The following is a 19,983-nucleotide window of genomic DNA, read 5'->3' on the forward strand; positions in this document are numbered from 1 at the left end:
CAGAATATGCGGCGGATGTGTGATGTGACTTTTCCATCACAGACTCTTGAATAAGTAGTACCTATAGCGTTGAGTGGCCCCGATCGCTTGTAACAAGGAGGTTCAAGCGCATGAGCGCCACCGCGCATCCGCCGCAGTCCCCCGTCATCGTCGTCATGGGCGTGTCCGGTTCGGGGAAGTCCACCGTCGGCGGCCTGCTGGCCCACCGGCTCGGCGTGCCGTACGCGGAGGCCGACGACTTCCACCCGGCGGCCAACATCGCCAAGATGTCGGCCGGCCATCCGCTGGACGACGCCGACCGGGCGCCGTGGCTGGACGCCATCGCCGACTGGATCGTGGCGCGCGACGGCTGCGGCGGCGTGGTGAGCTGCTCGGCGCTGCGCCGCCGCTACCGGGACCGGCTGCGGGCCGACGCGCCCGACCTGTTCTTCCTCCACCTGGACGGCCCCCCGGAGCTGATCGCCGCCCGGCTGGCCGCCCGTATGCAGCACTTCATGCCGTCGGGGCTGCTGCGCTCGCAGTTCGAGGCGCTGGAGCCGCTCGACCCCGACGAGGCGGGCGCCGTCGTGACGATCGAGGGCGGCCCGCAGGAGATCGCGGACCGCGCGCTCGCCGCCGTACCCGCCGTGCCGCGCTGACCCCCGTCCCCGTAACCGTCTCCCCGTTCCCGTAACCGTCCCCCCTCCCCCGCTCTGTCCCCCTCCCCCCTGGAGTTCACCGTGTCCGCACTCAGCGTGGAGCTGCTGGCCGCCGATCCGCCCCTGATCGCCGACGCCGGCCACGCCCGGCTGGCACTGGCCGCCCTGGCCGGCATAGCCGTCATCGTCCTGCTGATCACCCGCTGGAAGGTGCACGCCTTCCTCGCCCTGACCATCGGCTCGGGCGTGCTCGGCTCGGTCGCGGGCGCCCCGCTGGCCAAGACGATCGCCAGCTACTCGACCGGCCTCGGCTCGACCGTGGCGAGCGTCGGCACCCTGATCGCGCTCGGCGCGATCCTCGGCAAACTGCTCGCCGACTCCGGCGGCGCCGACCAGATCGTCGACACGATCCTGGAGCGCACCAGCGAGAAGCGGCTGCCGTGGGCGATGGCGCTGATCGCGGGCCTGGTCGGACTGCCGCTGTTCTTCGAGATCGGCATCGTGATCCTGATCCCGGTGGTGCTGCTGGTCGCAAAGCGCAGCGGTCAGTCGCTGATCCGGCTTGGCATCCCGGCGCTGGCCGGTCTGTCGGTGATGCACGGTCTGGTGCCGCCGCACCCGGGTCCGCTGGCCGCGATCGGCGCGATCCACGCCGACATGGGCATCACGCTGGCGCTCGGTGTGCTGGTGGCGATCCCGACGCTGGCGATCGCGGGCCCGCTGTTCGGCCGGGTGGCGGCCGGCTGGGTGGACGTGACGCCGCCGGAGCGGATGACGCCGGCGCGCGCCTCGGACGACCTGGAGCGGCGGCCGAGTTTCGCCGCCACCACCTGCACGATGCTGCTGCCGGTCGTGCTGATGCTGGCCAAGGCGCTGGTCGACGTGATCGTGGACGACCAGGGCAGCCTGACGTACCGGATCTTCGACGTGATCGGTACGCCGCTGGTGGCGCTGCTGGCCGCGGTGGTCGTGGCGATGTTCACCCTCGGGCGGGCCGCGGGCTTCAGCAAGGAGCGGATCTCCTCGACCGTGGACGCCTCGCTCGGTCCGATCGCGGGCATCCTGCTGATCGTCGGCGCGGGCGGCGGCTTCAAGCAGACCCTGATCGACTGCGGGGTCGGGCAGATGATCCTCGACTGGTCCAAGGACTGGCACATCTCGGCGCTGCTGCTGGCCTGGCTGATCGCGGTGCTGATCCGGGTGGCGACCGGTTCCGCGACGGTGGCGATCATCTCGGCGGCGGGCCTGGTGGCGCCGCTCGCGGACGGCATGTCGTCCTCGCACACCGCGCTGCTCGTGCTGTCGGTCGGCGCGGGTTCGCTGTTCTTCTCGCACGTCAACGACGCCGGATTCTGGCTGGTGAAGGAGTACTTCGGGATGGACGTCCCGCAGACCCTCAAGACCTGGTCGGTGATGGAGACGGTGATCTCGGTGGTGTCGCTGGGCTTTGTGATGCTGCTGTCGCTGGTGCTGTGACGCACCCGGAGACGCACGCGGATACGTATCCGGATACGCCCGCGGAGACGCACGCCGATACGTGACGGGGGCGGCCCGGTGGTCCGGGCCGCCCCCGTGCCGTCAGGCGTACGAGCGGGTCACCAGCGGGGCACGGACGGCGTGCGCCACTGCGGGTCCGCCTTGCGCATCGCGGCGGCGTCGTCGCGGTCGCGCATCGTGCCGTCGTCGTCCAGCCAGCGCCGGTGCAGCGCCTTGAGCGCGTCCCGGTCCAGTTCGACACCCAGTCCCGGCGCGTCGGAGACGGTCAGGCGCCCCTCGGTGAAGGCGTGCCGCTCGGTGATGACGTCCTCGGTCTGCCACGGGTAGTGGGAGTCGCAGGCGTAGTCGAGGTTGGGCACGGTGGCCGCGACATGGGTCATGGCGGCCAGGCTGATGCCGAGGTGGGTGTTGGAGTGCATGGAAAGACCCACCCCGTACGTGCGGCAGATCGCGGCGAGCTGCTGCGTATGGCGCAGACCGCCCCAGTAGTGGTGGTCGGAGAGCACCACCTGCACGGCGCCCCGGGTGAACGCCTCGGGGATCTCGGCGAAGGTCGTCACGCACATGTTGGTCGCCAGCGGTACGGAGGTGCCGGCCGCGACCTGGGCCATCCGCTCGGTGGTGCTGGCCGGGTCCTCCAGATACTCCAGGACGTCGCCCAGTTCGCGCGCGACCCGCAGCGAGGTCTCCACCGACCAGGCGCCGTTGGGGTCCAGGCGCAGCGGCTTGCCGGGGAAGGCGGCGGCCAGCGCGCGGACGGCGGCGATCTCCTGGTCGGGCGGGAAGACGCCGCCCTTGAGCTTGAACGAGCCGAAGCCGTACGTGTCGGCGAAGCGGCGGGCCTGGGCGACCACGCCCTCCGGGTCGAGGGCGGCGCCCCAGTCGTCGGCCTCGCCCTGACCGTCGGGGTGGGCGGCGAAGCGGTAGAAGAGGTAGGCGCTGTAGTCGACGGCGTCGCGGACCTTGCCGCCGAGCAGTGCGTGCACGGGCAGGCCGAGCGTCTTGCCGAGCGCGTCGAGGCAGGCCACCTCGAAGCCGGAGATGACCGAAAGGCGCAGCTTGTCGGCGGTCTGCACACCACGCAGGCCGCCGACGTCGACGGAGTCGGAGACCTCGGCGGGGTCGCCGCAGACCCGCTCGGCGAGGGTGAACAGGCCGTTCAGATCGCTGACCGCATGGCCGGGGAGCGCCTTCGCCAGCGGCGCGGCCAGGTCGAGATAGCGGGTGTCGCCGTACGTCTCACCCACCCCGGTCGTACCGTCGGCGGTGACGACCTCGATGATGAGACGCGGCGTGTAGGGCTGGTGGACACCCTGGGTGTTGAGCAGCGGCGGATCGGCGATGAGGATGGGGGTCAGCCGCACCTCGGCGATGGCGAGATCAGCCGACTGATCCCCTGTCCGCATATGTGAATTACGTTCACCCATAAGTCCAGAGCGTAGGCGTGGCGCCCCCGGCCGTCAACGCGGCCTCCCGCGAAGCGCTGGACTACATACCGACTGGTCGGTACGATTTCGGCAGCCGCGACGGTGACGCCACGGACGCCACCACGGTGACGAGGAGAAGGCATGAGTGAAACCGACAACCCCCCGGGTCTCGACCTCGGCAGGCTGCGGGCGCACCTGGACCGGGAGCGGCCCGGCCTGGTGGGCGGCGACCTGCGGGGCAAGCTCATCGAGGGGGGCCGGTCCAACCTCACCTACTGGATCACCGACGGCGGCACCGAATGGGTCGTCCGCAGACCGCCGCTCGGCCACGTCCTGGCCACCGCGCACGACATGACGCGCGAGCACCGGGTGATCAGCGCCCTCGCGCCCACCCCGGTGCCGGTGCCCGGCACGGTGCTGCTGTGCGAGGACGGTGAGGTGATCGGCGCGCCCTTCTACGTCATGGAATTCGTCGAGGGCACTCCTTTCCGCACCGAGGGCCAGCTCAGGGAGCTGGGTCCGGAACGCACCCGCGAGGTGGTGTTCGCGCTCGTCGACACGCTGGTCGACCTGCACGCGGTGGACCCGGCGGCCGTCGGGCTCGGCGACTTCGGGCGCCCGGACGGCTACCTGGCACGGCAGTTGCGCCGCTGGGGCAAGCAGCTCGACGCCTCCCGCAGCCGCGAGCTGCCCGGCATCGACGAGCTGCACGCCGCACTCGGCGCCGCGCTGCCGGACTCCCCCGCGGCCGCCGTCATCCACGGCGACTACAAGCTGGACAACGTGCTGGTGGACACCGCCGACCGGCTCACCGCGGTCCTGGACTGGGAGATGTCCACGCTCGGCGACCCGCTCACCGACCTCGGGCTGCTGCTGGTCTACAGCGAGCCGCAGCAGGTCACCGACTTCCCGATCCAGGCGGCGGGCGGCGCGCCCGGCCACCCCTCGGAGGCCGAACTGCTCCAGCGGTACGCCGAGCGGTCCGGCCGCGACGTGTCGACCGTCGACTGGTACACCGCCTTCGCCTGCTACAAGCTCGCCGTGATCTCCGAGGGCATCCACTACCGCTTCACCCTCGGCCAGACCATCGGCGCCGGCTTCGACCGGATCGGCGGCATCGTCCCCCACTTCATCGAGCGCGGCCTGGACCGGCTCCAGCGGCACGCGCGGCGCACCTCGCCCCGGAAGGAAGGCTGAGCAACCGTGGAATTCGGCTTCGACACCCGTACCGAGGAGCTGCGGTCGCGGCTCACCGCCTTCCTCGACGAGCACGTCCACCCCGCCGAGCCCGTCTTCGCCGAGCAGCGGGCCCGCGCGACCGGCGACGACCGGTGGACGGCGCCGCCGGTCGTGGAGGACCTCAAGGCCGAGGCCAGGCGGCAGGGCCTGTGGAATCTCTTCCTGCCCGGCGAGCACGGCGCGGGACTGACCAATCTCCAGTACGCGCCGCTGGCCGAACTCACCGGCCGCAGCCCGCACTTGGCGCCGCCCGCGCTCAACTGCGCCGCGCCCGACACCGGGAACATGGAGGTGCTCAGCGAATTCGGCACCCCCGCCCAGCGCAAGGAGTGGCTGGAGCCGCTGCTGGCCGGGGAGATCAGGTCGGCCTTCGCGATGACCGAGCCGGACGTGGCCTCCTCGGACGCGACCAACATCGAGACGCGGATCGTCCGCGACGGCGACTCGTACGTCATCAACGGCCGCAAGTGGTACATCTCCGGGGCGATGAACCCCAAGTGCGCGATCCTCATCGTGATGGGCAAGACCGACCCGGACGCCGAGCGGCACCGCCAGCAGAGCCAGATCCTGGTGCCGCGCGACACCCCCGGGGTCGAAGTGCGGCGCGGCATGGAGGTGTTCGGCTTCGACGACGGCGACCACGGCGGCCACGCCGAGGTCGTCTTCCACGACGTGCGGGTGCCGGCCGGGAATCTGATCGGCGAGGAGGGCGGCGGCTTCGCCATCGCCCAGGCCCGGCTCGGGCCCGGCCGGATCCACCACTGCATGCGGCTGATCGGCATGGCAGAGCGGGCCCTTGAGCTGATGTGCCGCCGGGCGGCCGGCCGGGTCGCCTTCGGCAAGCCGCTGGCCGCCCAGGGCGTGGTCCAGGAGTGGATCGCCGAAGCGCGCGTGGAGATCGAGCAGTTGCGGCTGCTGGTGCTCAAGACGGCGTGGCTGATGGACACCGTCGGCAATCGGGGTGCCCACACGGAGATCCAGGCCATCAAGATCGCGACACCCGCCGCCGTCCAGCGCATCGTGGACCGCGCCATCCAGGTCCACGGCGCCGGCGGCGTCAGCCAGGACTTCCCCCTCGCCCACCTCTGGGCCGCCGCCCGCACCCTGCGGCTGGCGGACGGCCCTGACGAGGTCCACAAGCGTTCGCTCGCGCGACGCGAACTGAAGAAGTACGGCACGCCGTAAGGGGGTTGGCCGCAGGGCGCGGGTTACGGCTGGACGACCAGCCGGCCCGTGGTCGTACCGTCGGCGACGCGCTGGACGGCGTCGGAGGCGCCGGAGAGCGGGAGCCGTTCGCTCACGAGGGGGCGGACGGCCCCGGACTCCGCGAGACGCGACAGTTCGTCGTGGGCGTGCCGGACGGCGACGGGGTCGTGGGTGTTGTACAGACCCCAGTGCAGGCCGAGGATGGCGTAATTCTTGACGAGGGCGTGATTGAGCCCGGGGGCGGGCACCGTGCCGCTGGTGAAGCCGACGACGACGATCCGGCCCTCGAAGGCGATGCATTTGGTGGAGCGGGTGTAGGAGTCGCCGCCGACCGGGTCGTAGACGACGTTGGCGCCGCGTCCGGCAGTGGCCTCCTTGACGACGGCGACGAAATCCTCGCTGTGCCGGTCCACGACGATGTCGGCGCCCAGTTTCCGCGCCACCTCGGCCTTCTCGGGGCCGCCGACGACACCGATGACGGTGGCGCCCGCGGCCTTGCCGAGCTGGACGGCGGCGCTGCCGACACCGCCCGCGGCAGCGTGCACGAGCAGCGTCTCGCCGGGCCGCAGCGCGGCCCGCCGGTGCAGGCCGAACCAGCCGGTCTGGTAGCCGATGTGCAGAGCGGCGGCCTCGGCGTCGTCCAGGGCGGCGGGCGCGGGCAGCACCCCGGCGGCGGGCACGACGGCGTATTCGGCGAAGGCGCCGCCGGGCAGCGCGGCCGGGGTGATGACGCGGTCGCCGACCGCCGGGCCGGTGGCGCCCTCCCCCGCCGCGACGACCTCGCCGCAGAATTCGACCCCGGGCGTGAAGGGCAGCGGCGGCCTGATCTGGTACTGGCCGCGGCACAGCATCGCGTCGGGGAAGTTGACGTCGGCGGCGCGTACCCGCAGCAGCACCTCGCCGGGTCCGGGCTCCGGGGTGGGGACCTCGTCGAGGCGCATCGCCTCGCGCGGCTCACCGTTCTCGTGCACGCGCCATGCCTTCACGTCAAAGCTCCCGGAGGGTCAGGGCCGCCGCACCGAGTGCAGCAGCAGGTCGGAGAATTCGCCGGCGACCTCGTGCGCGGACAGCGGGCCGTCCGCGTGGTACCAGGTGCCGAGGTGGTGCACCGAGCCGAAGAAGAAGTCGACCACCAGATCGGGCCGCAGGTCCGCGCGGAAGTGACCCGCGGCCTGTCCCTCCTCGATCAGCGAGCGGAACTTCTCGTGGTAGCGCCGGCGTTCGGCGCGTACCGCCTTCTGCTTCTCGGGGCTGAGCTGGTGGATGGAGCGGAAGAAGATCTTGGTGTCGTCCAGGTTCTGGATGCTGGTGACGACGACGTCGGAGGCGGCCTCCGCGAGCCGCTCGGGCACCGGGGTGTCGCGGGCGGCGATCGCGTCCAGGCGTTCGGTCTGCAGCCGCAGCACCCGGCCGTAGATCTCGTGCAGCAGGTCGTCCTTGGAGCCGAAGTAGTGGTAGAGGGCGCCCTTGGTGACGCCGGCGGCCTCGACGATCTCCTGCACGGAGGTCCGGTCGTAGCCGCGTTCGGCGAAGAGCCGGGTGGCCTCGGCGAGCAGTCGCTCGGGTACCGCGGCGGTGCCGCTCTCACCGCCGCCCGTCACAGTGCGTGCCATGGCCTGACCTCTTTCCGGAGTTTTCCGTGGTTCCGTACGCGCCGCGGCCCATACATTCCGACCGGTATGGAACCCTATCCGGCCCGGACCTTGAGTTCGCGCCGGAGGATCTTCCCGGTGGCGGTCTTCGGCAGGTCGCCGAGCACCTCCACCTCGCGCGGGTACTTGAAGGCCGCGAGCCGCTCCTTGCAGTAGGCGACGATCTCCGCGGCGTCGGCGGTGGCGCCGGGCCGCAGGCTGACGTACGCCTTGACGCTCTCGCCGCGGTAGGCGTCGGGGACGCCGACGACGGCCGCCTCGCGGACGGCGGGGTGGGTGTAGAGGACGTCCTCGACCTCGCGCGGCCAGACCTTGAAGCCGGACGCGTTGATCATGTCCTTCTTGCGGTCGACGACGTAGAGCCAGCCGTCCTCGTCCATGAAACCGACGTCACCGGTGAGGAGTTCGCCGCCGGGTATCGCGGCACGGGACTCCTCGGGCCGGTTCCAGTAGCCGGGGACGACCATCGGTCCGGTGACGGCGATCTCGCCCTGGGTGCCGAAGGGCACCTCGGCGCCGGTGTCGTCCAGGATCCGCACCATCGTGCCGGGCCCCGGGACGCCGACGGCCAGGGTGCCGGAGGCGGGGTCGACGGGGGCCTCGGTGCCGGGCGGGACGCTGGCGCAGGGGGCGGTGCACTCGGTGAGGCCGTAGCCGTTGGCCAGGTAGAGGCCGCCGGAGCGGGTCCTGAACGCCTCGACCACGGCGGGCGGCAGCGGCGCGCCGCCGGAGGAGATCAGCAGGAAGGAGGCGAAGTCGTCGGCGGTGGCGTCGGGCCTGGCCAGCAGCGCCATGAAGGCGGTGGAGGGGCCGACGGTGTAGACCGGGCGGTGCTCGCGGAAGGCGTCGAGCACCACTCCGGGCTCGAAGCGGTGGGCGAGCGCGACGGTGTGGCCGCCGGCCAGCGCCGCCGACAGTTGGCAGACCATGCCGGTGATGTGGAAGAGCGGCGCGAGCGCGAAGACCACCGCGTCGGCGGGGAAGCCCTGGACGCGTACCTGGCGGTGGGCGTTGAAGGAGATGTTGCCGTGGGTGTTGAGCGCTCCCTTGGGCCTGCCGCTGGTGCCCGAGGTGTAGCTGATCAGCGCGGTGTCGCCGGCCGCGGGCAGCGCGACGTCAGGGCGCGGTCCGGCGGCTGCGCGGGCGGCGGTCAGCACGTCGTCGGCGTCGGACGTGGTGCCCGCGGGCAGCCTCGGGGCGGTCAGCACGCGGGCGTCGTCGCGGGTCTGGAGGTCGTGCTCGTCGGCGGTCAGCGCGATACGGACCGGCGAGTCGGCGACGGTGGCGCGTACGTAGCCGTCCCAGGCATGCTCGGAGCAGAGGATCGCGGCGGCTCCGGCGTCGGTGAGGATGTGCGCCAACTCCGCCTGCTTGTACATGGGGTTGACCGGGATGACGGCGCCGCCGGCCTTCCAGGCGGCGAGCAGGCCGACGACGAACTGCGGCACGTTCTGCAGCATGATCGCGAGCCGGTCGCCGGGGGCGAAGCCGCGGCCGGCCAGATGGCGGGCCAACCCGTCGGAGAGCGCGTCGAGTTCGCCATAGGTGAGCGCGCCGTCGAAGTAGGCGAGCGCGCGGTGGTCCGGGATGCGGGCGGCGACATCGAGGAAGGTGTGCAGGACGGACGGCGGATGCTCGACGTCCTCGCGCTGCTCGGCTGTGAAGTGCTTGAGCCAGGGCTGGTCGGCGTACGTGGTCATGCCGGTTCCCCTTCCCGGGCCGGGGTGTTGGCGGGAGCTTGTCCCACCTCCGACGCGGCCTGCATCTCCTCGTAGGTGCGCTGGAGGCTGTTCATGCCGCCGAGCCAGCGGTCGGGTTCCGCGGCGCGGGCCGCGTAGTATCCCGCGACCTCGGGGTGCGGCAGGATCAGGAAGCGGTCGGCGGCGATGCCGTCGAGCACCGCTTCGGCGACGTCCTCCGGCTCGATGGCGTTGGGCGCGAGCACGAGGTCGCCCGCGGCGCCGGTCGAGCGCAGCATCGCGGTGCGTACGCCCTGCGGGCAGACCGCGTGCACATGGATGCCGCGGTGCCGGTAGGTGAGCGAGAGCCATTCGGCGAAGGCGAGCGCGCCGTGCTTGGTGACGGAGTACGGGGCCGCGCCGATCATCGTCAGCAGTCCGGCGGCGGAGACGGTGGAGACGAAGCGGCCCTCGCCGCGCTCCAGCCATCCGGGCAGCAGGGCGCGGGCGGCGCGGACATGGGCCATCACATTGACGTCCCAGGCCAGTTCCCAGGCGGCGTCGTCCGCCTCGGGGCCGCCGCCGGTGCCGACGCCCGCGTTGGCGCAGAAGATGTCGATGCCGCCGCCGAGCGCGGTGCGGGCGGCCGGCACGATGCCGGAGGCGTCGCCGGGGACGACGGCCGCGCCGATCTCGTCGGCGACCGTGCGGGCGGCGTCCGCGTCCAGGTCGTTCACCACGACCCGGGCGCCCTCGGCGGCGAATCTGCGGGCGAGGGCGGCCCCGATGCCGCCGCCCGCCCCGGTGACGACCACCCGGGCGCCGCGCACTGCTTCCACGACCACGATCGTGTCTCCTTCGACTCGACTCGGCTCCTTTCGCATACTAAGCGGTCGGTCATCCAATCCGGAAGGGTCGCCGCGCCGGGTGCCGCCGCCCCTGAGCCCTCAGCCCTGAACCCTGAGCCCTCAGGCCCGGTCCCCGGCCCCTGGCCTCGTGCGTAGCCGAGGCGTATTCGGGCGCGCGGGGGATGGACGGCCCGGCGGCAGCTCGGGATGATGCGTGCGAAATACGGCGATCACGGCGTATTTCCAGCGGGAAACAGCGGGAAACAGGGGGACATCATGGCCGTGACCACAGTGACCACCGCGGTGACCTGCGTCGCCCCGTACTGGGACCTGACCTTCGACGCGCAGGGCGATCCGGATCCCCGGCAGCGTGATGCCCTGCTGGCCGCGGTCGGCGACCGCACCGATCTGGTGCTGTTCTCGCACGGCTGGAACAACGACGTGTCGACCGCGACCGCGCTCTACGAGGGCTTCTTCCAGCACTTCCCCGCGCTGCTGGCCGCCGCGCCCGGCCCGCGGTTCGGCTACGCGGGTGTGCACTGGCCGTCGATGCGGTTCAGCGACGAGCCGATCCCCGACTTCCCGCACGCCGCGGCAGTCACAGCCCTGTCGGCCCTCGCGGCTCCCGCTCCCGCGGACGGTCCCGGCGCCGGCGCCACCGCGCTCGATCCGCCGACCAGGGCCGCGCTCGGCGAGGTCTTCCCGGGCAGCGGGCCCGCCCTCGACCGGATCGCCGAACTGCTGGCGACCCGGCCCGAGGACCCGGAGCGGCTGGCCGAATTCGCCGCGCTGGTACGGGGGTTGGCCGCCACGGGGACACCGCACACGGCGGCGCTCACCGATGACACGGGCGCGGCGGGCGCGGAACCGCTGCTGTTCACCGAGGACCCGGTCACCACCTGCCTGGCGCTGGCGAGCGCGCTGGAAACCGCGGGAGCAGAGGTCGCACCGGCCCAACCGGCGGGCGGTCAGGCGCTGTTCGGCGGGCTCGGCAAGCGGGTGTGGGACGGCGCGAAGGAATTGCTGCGGCAGGCGACGTACTACGCGATGAAGCGGCGGGCCGGCACCGTCGGGCAGCGCGGGCTCGGTCCGCTGCTCGCCGAGGTGGCCAGGACCGCGCCGGCGGTGCGGGTGCATCTGATCGGGCACAGCTTCGGCGCCCGGCTGGTGTCCTTCGCGCTCGGCGGCCTGCCGGCCGGCGGCTCGGTCGCGTCCGTCACGCTGCTCCAAGGGGCCTTCTCGCACTACGTGTTCAGCGGTCCGCAGCCCTTCGCCGCCAAGGGCGGCGCGCTGCACGGCATGCAACAGCGGGTCACCGGACCGCTGGTGGCCTGCCACTCGCGGCACGACCAGGCGCTCGGCGTGTTCTACCCGCTCGCGTCACGGCTCGCGGGCGACGACGAGTCGCTGCTCGGCGGGGTGTCGGAGCTGCTCGGCGACCGGTGGGGCGCGCTGGGCCACGACGGCTTCCAAGCTCTTTCCGGGGCACCGGAGTTGACCCTGGAACGGGCGCTCGCCGGGGAGCTGCCGCGGACCGGCTGCGTCAGCGTGGACGCCTCCGCCGTGGTGTGCGCGGGCGGCCCGCCGTCCGGGGCGCACAGCGACATCTGCCATGCGGAGCTGGCCGAGTTGGTGCTGCGCGCCGCGGGCCGGATGCCCGGCTGAGCGAGGCGCGGGCGCGGGAAGCGCGGTCCCCGGAAGACGCGGGGCGCGGGAAACGCGGGGCGCCGCCCGCCCCGGTACGAGCCGGGACGGGCGGCGCCTGGCGCGCGCTGAACTGTCAGCGGTGCGTGGGGAATTCCACCACCTGCTGGAAAGTCGGCCGGTTCTGCCAGGAGATCCGGTCGTCGGTGACACCGCCCAGCGGACGCTGGACGATCGTGTCGGCGCACCACTGGTCGCCGGCGGAGCAGCCGCCGTCGTCGCCCGGGTAGACGGTGTTCGCCGGGACGGCCGCCGCCTGCTTCAGGGTGGACAGCAGCATGTCGCGGCAGGCGGTGAGCTGCCCGCCGCCGCAGTACGTCTGCGCGAGCGCGCCCTGCACGGGCTCGCCGAGCACCTTGCGCAGGTCCTTGTCGGCGTAGGACCACCAGCCGTACTGGAAGGAGCTGCCCGCGTGCGAGCCGGTCGGGCCGTGGCCGGCCGACGGCGACTCGTCGACCGACAGGTCGGCGGCGAACGCGTTGTAGAGGTCGCTGCCCAGGCCCGGCTGGAACTCACCGGCGATCAGCAGCGGCCACCACGCGTCCATCACCCGTACCGCGTCGGCGTTGGCGTACGTGTGCGAGCCCGGCGAGGTCTCGTGCCGCTTGGTGCCCGCCGCGCTCCACGCCTGCAACTGCTGGACCGCGGTGGCTTCCTGGGGGTCGGTGACCGGGGCGCTGGTGATCACCTTGAGCAGGTCGGGCAGGACGTCCTCGCCGCGCAGGTCGGTCAGGGCCGCGTCGGCCATGGCCTTGGTGAGCGAGGCGCGGGTGACACCGCCGGCCTGGGTGAGGGCCTTGACCCGGTCCTCCAGCAGATCGCCGCGGTGCACCGAGCCGTTGCCGAAGGTGGCCGAGGTGTACCCCTTGGCCTGCTTGTTGTTCCAGGAGATGTAGTAGTCCTGGTCGACGGACTGCGGATGCTGCGCGGGCGGGGTGTAGGTGGCGGTGTTGACCGCCGGGTCCCAGCCGCGCCAGTCGTACTGCGCCTGCGCCCAGACCGGGAAGGACGCGTCCACGCCGTCCGCCCTGACCGGGTTGGTGCCGCTGTTGTAGTACGCGGTCTGCCTGGAGTCGGCGTAGAACCAGTTGAAGGTGTAGTTGATGTCCTGCGCGGCCCGCTGGAAGGAGGCCGCGTCGTGCACGAAGCCCGGGTCGTTCAGCTCCTGGAAGCCCAGGATCGAGTCGGCCTCGTGCCGGTACGAGCTGCGCAGCGAGGTGTACGCGACGGCCTTGCCGCCGACGGTCGCCCGGTACTCGACCGGGCCGTACGCGGTCCGCCAGATCTGCATGCGGTAGGAGCCCGCCGCGGTGGAGTCGGCCACCGTCGGCGACCAGGAGTTGGTGCGCTCCAGCTTCTCCATCGGGGTGCACACACCGTGGAAGAGGTAGTGCGTCGAGTCCTGGCACAGCTCGACGGCGTAGGTGTCGGTGACGTCCTGGCTCGCGGAGGTCGCGCTCCAGGCGTAGTCCTGACCGCGGCCGAGTTCCACGTACATGCCCAGGCCCGCGAAGGAGGCGCCGCGGGCGCTGATGCCGGGGCCCTGCAATTCCTGGAGCATCAGCAACTGTGGCGCGAAATAGCCGGTTTGCGGACCGAAGACGGCGACCGGGTGGCCGCTCGCGGTGTGGGCGCCGCTGACCACCAGGGCGTTGGACATGCCCTTCTTGGTGGCGTCGCCGGTGAAGAGGTTGGCCGGCAGCACACCGGGGCTCTTGGTCGTGGCCTGGGTGGCGCCGCCGGTCGCGTCGTAGACGAGAGGTTCGGGGACCACCGAGCCCGGGTCGGGCAGCGCCTCGCCCTGCGCCTGCGCCGGCTTGCCCGCGTACGGGAAGCTGGTGCCGTCGTGGACGGTGGCCGTGGCCTCCGGGTCGTCCCGTTCCCGGAAGGACTCCCAGACCTTGGTGCCCTCGGTGACGCCGTACTTCTGCTGCGCGGCCAGCAGGGACAGCGCGGACTCCACCTCACCGCCACCGCCGGTGCCGAACAGCGCGCCGATCACCGAGGCGAGCGCGATCAGGTCGGTGAGCTTGAACGGCTCGATGGTGCCGGCGTTGGTGATCGCGTCCACATGGCCGGTGAGCACGTACTCACCGGGGAAGTAGCGGCCGTTCTTGGACTGGGTGATGTAGGCGTTGATGCCGTCCACGTACGCCTGCGCGTCGGCGAGCGCCTGCTGGCCGCGGGCGCCGGTGCCGCTGGCGAGCCGGTCGACCTGGTCCTGGAGGTCAGCCTCGGTGTACGGCGCCTGCCGCCAGAATTCCTGCTCCAGGCCGCGGTTGGCCGCCGCGCCGCCCGCGAACGAGGATAGCTCGCCGCGTCCGACGTGCCGGAACAGGTCCATCAGCCAGAGCCGGTCCTGCGCCGCCGCGTACCCGGCGCCGTACTCGGTGCCCTGCCGGGTGGTGCCCTTGATGTGCGGGACGCCGGTCGCCTTGTCCCGGGTGATCGTCACGTCCGAGCGCGGGCTGGTCACCGAGGCGACCTGGCCGGACGGGACGCCGAAGGACGAGCTGTTGAAGAATTTTCCGAGGGTGGCGTCGGTCAGCTGCGGATACCCGTCGGCGAGCGACGCGTACGGTCCGAGCTGGTCGGAGGTGTGCGCCGGTCGGGTGCCGAACACCTTGTTCGCCAGGATGTCGGCGAGCGTGGCGTTGCCGTTCTCACCGGGCGGCAGGATGTCCGAGCACTGTCCCGCACAGTAGTCGCCCGAGCTGTCGGCGGCGTGCGCCGCCATCGGCAACGGGGCCACCAGGGTCGCGCCGAGCGCCAGCAGCGCCGCGGCCGTCGCCGTTCTCCACTTGCCGATCCTGCCGAGCGTGCCGGCTCTGCCGACCGCGCCGTACTTGCCGATCCGTCGTGGGGTCCGTAGCGGCATGTCTGCTCCTTCCGGATGCCAGTGCCCGGACGTTACCGCCGGTATGACCGTCCCGGAAGATGAACATGCGTCAGCTTTTCACTTTCCGCACATCCACGGCAGCACGGTGTGGCGACCGCTCCCGCCGCTTCGGCTCACGAGGTGCGCAGGACGAAGGCGCCCCAGCCGAAGTAGCGCCTGCCGTAGGCGAGGTAGCCGCGGCGGTGGTGGTCGAGGAAGTCGCGCATGTCGGGGACGTCGGGGTGGTCGGCCGGGGTGCGGCGGAGCCATTCGGAGATGGTGAACCACTGGGCCGCGTAGTAGCGGTCCCAGCTGTCGCCGTCGGCGAGGACCATCTCGACCAGGTCGAGGCCCGCCGCCTCGAAGCGGTCCAGTGTGCCGCCGAGCGTCGCGAAGTCGTCCGGGCCGGCGCCGACCGCCTCGTACGCCTCCTCCGGCGGGGTCTCCCGCCAGTACGGTTCGCCGATCAGCAGCAGGCCGCCGGGCCGCAGCGCGGGGAGCATCAGCTCGATCGTGCCCGCGAGTCCGCCTCCGATCCAGGTGGCGCCGAGGCACGACACGACGTCGAAGGAGCCGGGCTCCGCCACGTACTTCGCCGCGTCGCCGCGTTCGAAACTCACTCGTCCGGAGACGCCGAATTCCTCGGCCCGTTCGCGCGCGGCCGTCAGGAAGACCTCGCTCAGGTCGACGCCGACGCCGCCGGTGCCGTACCGCCGCGCCCAGCTCGCCAGCATCTCGCCCTTCCCGCACGCGAGATCGAGCAGGCGCTGCCCCTCCTGGAGACGGCACACCTCGCCGAGCAGCGCCAGCTTCTCCGGCGTGATCGGGTTGAGGATGCGGTGGTCGGTCTCGGCGATCTCGTGGTGGCGCAGGCTCATACGGGTCCTCGGCTGTGCGGGTGCGGTCGCGGTGATGTTCCCCGATCGGGGCGGTGGGTGCCAGTCGGTTACGGCTGTGCCGGTCCCGGGCCGGCTCAGAGGCCGACTCTGAGGCCGGCCCAAGGGCTGGCCGCTACCCGCCGGTAGTGCGAGGATCGCGGCGCGGACAGCGGTACGACGATGTCCCGCGGCGGTACGGACCGGCGCGGGCGCGAGCGGCGGAAGGCGGGCGGCCATGACCGAGTTGCACGATCTGACGGCGGTGGAGCAGGCGGCGGCGGTGCGGGACGGCTCCCTGTCACCGGTGGAGCTGACCGAGCACTATCTGGAGCGGATCGACCGGCTCGACGCGGCGCTCGGCGCCTTCATCACGGTGACCCCGGAGATCGCCCGCAAGCAGGCCGCGGACGCCGAGGCGTGGGCGCTGGCCGCCCGCCGCGAGGGCGCCGCCGGCGAACTGCCGGTGCTGCACGGCGTCCCGGTGCCGGTGAAGGACCTCAACCTGGTGGCGGGCGTGCGCTGCACCTTCGGCTCGGCGGCCTTCGCCGAGTACGTGCCGGACACCGACGACCATGTCGCGGTCCGCCTGCGCAAGGCGGGCACGATCCTGCTCGGCAAGACCAACACCCCCGAATTCGGCCTGCCCGGCTACACCGAGAACCGGCTGGCGCCGCCCGCCCGCACCCCGTGGGACCCGGACCGGTCGGCGGGCGGTTCGAGCGGCGGCGCCGCGGCGGCCGTGGCGGGCGGCCTGGCCCCGATCGCGCAGGGCAGTGACGGCGGCGGCTCGATCCGTATCCCGTCCTCGGCCTGCGGCCTGTTCGGCATCAAGCCGAGCCGCGGCCGGGTCAGTTCCGGCCCGCTGCTGCACGACGTGAGCGGGCTCAGCACCTCGGGCCCGATCGCCCGTACGGTCGCCGACGCGGCGGCGCTGCTCGACATCCTGGCCGGACCCGAACCGGGCATCCCCTACGGCGTCCCCGCGCTGCCGCCCGGCGAGACCTTCCTGTCGTACGCGCACCGCGAGCCGGGACCGCTGCGGATCGTGGTGCTCGCGGACCCGCCGGTGCCCGGCATCGGGCTGCACCCGGACTGCCGGGCCGCGGTCGACGACGCCGCCGTGCTGCTGCGCGAACTCGGCCACGACGTGGACGAGATGGCGCTGCCGGTGGACGACTCGATACGGCAGGCGTTCAACGCGGTGTGGGCGGTGATGGCCGCGGTCCGGCCGGTCGCCCCGCACGACGAGGAGCTGCTGATGCCGCTGACCCGGCATCTGCGGGCGGCCGGCCGCGAGGTGTCAGGCCCGGACTTCGCGAACGCCCTCTTCGCCTTCCGCACCCTCGGCCAGCTGATCGCCGACGCGCTGCTGACCTCGTACGACGTCATCCTGTCGCCGACCCTCGCGCAGCCGCCCTCGCTGATCGGGGGCCTGCGCGACGACGCGGACCCGGCCGCCGAATTCGACGCGATGGCGGCCTTCACGCCCTTCACCCCGCTCTACAACGCCACCGGGCAGCCCGCCGTCAGCGTGCCGCTGCACTGGACGGCGCAGGGGTTGCCCATCGGCGTGATGGCCGGCGGGCGGTACGGGGACGAGGCGACGCTGATCTCGCTGTCGGCGCAGCTGGAGCGGGCGCGGCCGTGGGCGGGCCGGCACCCGGAGGTCTGGTAGCGCGCGGGTGCGCGCGAGATTCGGGACCGGCCCGCCGTGATTGACACGCGGTGGCCCCGGAACCATGCTGAGACTCACTGAGCAAGCGCTTGGAAACCTGCGCGCACCGTTCCTGACCGCCCCTGGAGGCCCCACCATGCCGCAGCCCCGCATCTTCGCTTCGCCGGACGAACTCCGCGCCGCCGTCGGCGAGCAGCTCGGCCGGACCGAGTGGCTGGAGATCGACCAGAAGCGGATCGACCTGTTCGCCGAGGCCACCGGGGACCACCAGTGGATCCATGTCGACCCGGACAAGGCGGCGCTCGGCCCGTTCGGCGCGACGATCGCGCACGGCTTCCTGACGCTCTCCCTGATCCCGTCCCTGACCCCGCAGCTCATGCGCGTCGAGGGCGTGCGGATGGGCGTCAACTACGGCGTCAACAAAGTGCGTTTCCCCGCGCCCGTGCCGGTCGGCTCCCGGCTGCGCGCGACCGCCGAGATCGCCGACGTGAGCGAGGCGGGCGGCGGCATCCAGCTCACGACGAAGGTGACGATCGAGCGCGAGGGCGGCGACAAGCCGGTGTGCGTGGCGGAGACGGTGGCCCGCTTCTACCTCTAGGGCGTGTCTTGTGGATCTTGCCGGGGTCGCGGGGCCGGCCGGGCCGCCGGGCTCAGTCGGTGGCCCGCACCATGCGCAGTACGAGGTCGGCGTAGAGCGCGCCGACCTCGTCGGGTGTCCTGCGGCCGAGCGGGTTGAACCAGCGGGCCACGTCGATGCAGAGCGAGAGCACGGCCAGCGTCGTCCCGGAGATCTCGGGCACGTCGAATTCGCCCGCGGTGACGCCGTCCTTGATGATCGAGCGGATCGCGTCCTCGCTCTGCCGCCGCAGCGCCACGATCTCGGCGTGGTGCTCCTCGGCGAGCGCGCCGAGTTCGTACTGCACGACCCGGCCGGTGGTGTGGTGCTCGGCGTGCCAGCGGACGAAGACCCGGACAGCCGTCGCGAGCCGCTCGGCGGCGCTGCCCTCGGAGTCCCTGGCCTCGGCGAGCATGGCAAGCGACCGCAGGTGGCCGACCTTGCTGATCTGGTAGAGCAGCTCTTCCTTGGTCTTGTAGTGGATGTAGAGCGCGGCCGGGCTCATGCCGGCCCGCCCCGCGATGTCGCGGGTGGTCGTGGCGTGATAGCCGCGCTCGGCGAACGCCTGTACCGCCGCGATCACCAGCCGCCGCGCGGCATCGGGCGTGATGTCGCCCCACGCCTCGCCGGTTACCGCCTCCACGCTCATCGCCTGCTCCTCGCCACCGGTCACAGCGGCTACCTTATCGCGGAGCTGAGCAAGCGCTTAGAGCATCCGGCCGCGGGACCGGGGATCCGGCCACGGGACCGGCGGCGGGACCGGCGGCAGGACCGGCGATCCAGCCGCGGAACCGGCTACGGAACCGGCGGCGGAACCGGCGGCGGCACAATCCCGTTCAGGGCGGTTCAGAAGGCCGAGACCCCGGTCAGCGCCCGTCCGATCAGCAGCTTGTGTATCTGACTGGTGCCCTCGTAGAGCGTCATGACGCGCGCGTCGCGCAACAGCTTGCCCGCCGGGTACTCGTCGATGTAGCCGTAGCCGCCGAAGACCTGGAGCGCGTTGTTGGCGCAGCGCACGGCGGCCTCGCCGGCGTAGAGCTTGGCGACCGACGACTCGGTGGCGAAGGGCAGCCCGCGGTCGATCAGGTCGGCGACCCGCCAGGTCAGCAGCCGCGCGGCGTCGACGTCCACGGCGATGTCGGCGAGCAGTTCCTGTACGAGCTGCCGCCCGGCGATCGGCGCGCCGAACTGCTCGCGCTCCCCCGCGTACGCCACCGCCGCGTCCAGGCACGCCTGGGCGATGCCGACGCAGCCCGCCGCGACCGACATCCGCCCCTTGGCCAGCGCGGACATCGCCACTGAGAAGCCCTTGCCCTCGGGGCCGAGCATCGCCGAGGCCGGTACGCGGACGCCGTCGAGCACCAGCTCCGCCGTCGCCTGCCCGCGCAGGCCGAGCTTGCCGTGGATCTCGCGGCGGGTCAGTCCCGGTGTGTCGGTCGGCACGAGGAAGGCGCTGACGCCCTTGTGCCCCTCGTCGGTCCGGCCGGTGCGGGCGAAGAGCAGCACGACATCGGCCCAGGTGCCGTTGGTGATGAACATCTTGCTGCCGGTGATCACGTACGCGTCGCCGTCGCGGACCGCGCGGGTGGTGAGATTCGCGGCGTCGGAGCCGGTCCCCGGCTCGGTCAGCCCGAAGCAGCCGACGGCGTCGCCCGCGGTGAGCCGGGGCAGCCAGTCCCGTTTCTGCGCCTCGCACCCCCAGTGCGCGATCGACTTGGCGACCAGGCCGAGCGAGACGGAGACGATGCCGCGCACCGAGGAGTCGCCCCGGCCCAGCTCCTCGGTGACCAGGCAGTAGGCGAGGTGGTCGCCGCCGGAGCCGCCGTACTCCTCGTCGATGGTCAGGCCCAGGAAGCCGAGCGCGCCGAGCTTCTTCACCACGGCCCGGTCCACGCTCTCCGCGCGGTCCCACTCCACCGCGTGCGGGGTGATCTCGCGGTCGGTGAAGTCCCTGGCCAGCGCCTTGGCGGCGGCTTGTTCCGCGGACAGTTCGAGATTCACCGGGTCATCACCGTTATCACCGTCATCCGAGGGCCTTTCGGAACC

The 19,983-nt window shown here is 72.3% G+C and carries 16 protein-coding genes; 7 read left to right on the forward strand and 9 right to left on the reverse strand.

All coding sequences use genetic code 11. The features are described from left to right. Positions 1–110 precede the first annotated feature (110 nt). Both BM076_RS20115 and BM076_RS20120 read left to right on the forward strand, forming a co-directional pair. Positions 111–638, forward strand: a complete 528-nt coding sequence (locus BM076_RS20115; RefSeq protein WP_093715012.1) for a gluconokinase — start codon at positions 111–113, stop codon at positions 636–638. Between the two features lie 81 nt (positions 639–719). Further along, complete coding sequence (locus BM076_RS20120; protein ID WP_093715013.1) at positions 720–2,114, forward strand: GntT/GntP/DsdX family permease; 1,395 nt, start codon at positions 720–722, stop codon at positions 2,112–2,114. A gap of 119 nt (positions 2,115–2,233) precedes the next feature. Here the strand turns inward: BM076_RS20120 and BM076_RS20125 are convergent, their stop codons facing one another. Then, complete coding sequence (locus tag BM076_RS20125) at positions 2,234–3,541, reverse strand: glucarate dehydratase family protein (RefSeq protein ID WP_093715014.1); 1,308 nt, start codon at positions 3,539–3,541, stop codon at positions 2,234–2,236. Between the two features lie 162 nt (positions 3,542–3,703). Here BM076_RS20125 and BM076_RS20130 point away from each other — a divergent pair, with 162 nt between their 5' ends. Both BM076_RS20130 and BM076_RS20135 read left to right on the forward strand, forming a co-directional pair. Next, positions 3,704–4,759, forward strand: coding sequence for a phosphotransferase family protein (locus BM076_RS20130; protein ID WP_093715015.1), 1,056 nt, complete (start codon positions 3,704–3,706; stop codon positions 4,757–4,759). 6 nt (positions 4,760–4,765) lie between these two features. Beyond that, positions 4,766–5,986 (forward strand): acyl-CoA dehydrogenase family protein, encoded by a 1,221-nt coding sequence (locus tag BM076_RS20135; protein WP_093715016.1) that lies wholly within the window; start codon positions 4,766–4,768, stop codon positions 5,984–5,986. 23 nt (positions 5,987–6,009) lie between these two features. On the opposite strand, the gene BM076_RS20140 is transcribed toward BM076_RS20135, so the two are convergent. The 4 genes from BM076_RS20140 to BM076_RS20155 all read right to left on the reverse strand — a co-directional run bounded on the left by BM076_RS20140 (position 6,010) and on the right by BM076_RS20155 (position 10,177). Further along, the gene (locus tag BM076_RS20140) at positions 6,010–6,993 is read right to left on the reverse strand and encodes an NADPH:quinone oxidoreductase family protein (protein ID WP_093715017.1); all 984 of its coding nucleotides are present in this window, start codon (positions 6,991–6,993) and stop codon (positions 6,010–6,012) included. Between the two features lie 18 nt (positions 6,994–7,011). Beyond that, positions 7,012–7,620, reverse strand: coding sequence for a TetR/AcrR family transcriptional regulator (locus tag BM076_RS20145; protein WP_093715018.1), 609 nt, complete (start codon positions 7,618–7,620; stop codon positions 7,012–7,014). 74 nt (positions 7,621–7,694) lie between these two features. Next, on the reverse strand, positions 7,695–9,359 hold the full coding sequence (locus BM076_RS20150; RefSeq protein WP_093715019.1) for an AMP-binding protein: 1,665 nt from the start codon (positions 9,357–9,359) through the stop codon (positions 7,695–7,697). Next, a complete protein-coding gene (locus BM076_RS20155) occupies positions 9,356–10,177 on the reverse strand; it encodes an SDR family oxidoreductase (protein WP_177246522.1) in 822 nt (273 codons plus the stop codon). The genes BM076_RS20150 and BM076_RS20155 overlap by 4 nt, the downstream gene beginning before the upstream one ends. Positions 10,178–10,462: 285 nt before the next feature. Here BM076_RS20155 and BM076_RS20160 point away from each other — a divergent pair, with 285 nt between their 5' ends. Next, the gene (locus BM076_RS20160; protein WP_093715021.1) at positions 10,463–11,851 is read left to right on the forward strand and encodes a hypothetical protein; all 1,389 of its coding nucleotides are present in this window, start codon (positions 10,463–10,465) and stop codon (positions 11,849–11,851) included. Between the two features lie 115 nt (positions 11,852–11,966). Here BM076_RS20160 and BM076_RS20165 read toward each other — a convergent pair whose 3' ends face one another. Both BM076_RS20165 and BM076_RS20170 read right to left on the reverse strand, forming a co-directional pair. Next, positions 11,967–14,768, reverse strand: coding sequence for a penicillin acylase family protein (locus BM076_RS20165; RefSeq protein ID WP_093715022.1), 2,802 nt, complete (start codon positions 14,766–14,768; stop codon positions 11,967–11,969). Between the two features lie 134 nt (positions 14,769–14,902). Next, positions 14,903–15,646 carry an SAM-dependent methyltransferase gene (locus tag BM076_RS20170; RefSeq protein ID WP_093715023.1) on the reverse strand — a complete coding sequence of 248 codons (744 nt, stop codon included), beginning with the start codon at positions 15,644–15,646 and terminating at the stop codon, positions 14,903–14,905. A 235-nt stretch (positions 15,647–15,881) separates the two neighbouring features. Here BM076_RS20170 and BM076_RS20175 point away from each other — a divergent pair, with 235 nt between their 5' ends. Continuing rightward, on the forward strand, positions 15,882–17,321 hold the full coding sequence (locus BM076_RS20175; RefSeq protein WP_093715024.1) for an amidase: 1,440 nt from the start codon (positions 15,882–15,884) through the stop codon (positions 17,319–17,321). Positions 17,322–17,457: 136 nt separating this feature from the next. Next, entirely contained in the window at positions 17,458–17,919 is a 462-nt protein-coding gene (locus tag BM076_RS20180; RefSeq protein ID WP_093715025.1) for a MaoC family dehydratase, read from the forward strand. Between the two features lie 52 nt (positions 17,920–17,971). Here BM076_RS20180 and BM076_RS20185 read toward each other — a convergent pair whose 3' ends face one another. Together BM076_RS20185 and BM076_RS20190 are read right to left on the reverse strand one after the other, a co-directional pair. Then, positions 17,972–18,586, reverse strand: a complete 615-nt coding sequence (locus BM076_RS20185; RefSeq protein WP_093715064.1) for a TetR/AcrR family transcriptional regulator — start codon at positions 18,584–18,586, stop codon at positions 17,972–17,974. 197 nt (positions 18,587–18,783) lie between these two features. Continuing rightward, complete coding sequence (locus tag BM076_RS20190) at positions 18,784–19,938, reverse strand: acyl-CoA dehydrogenase family protein (RefSeq protein ID WP_093715026.1); 1,155 nt, start codon at positions 19,936–19,938, stop codon at positions 18,784–18,786. Positions 19,939–19,983: the final 45 nt, after the last annotated feature.

The organism is Actinacidiphila alni (genome assembly GCF_900112845.1).
Classification (GTDB): domain Bacteria; phylum Actinomycetota; class Actinomycetes; order Streptomycetales; family Streptomycetaceae; genus Actinacidiphila; species Actinacidiphila alni.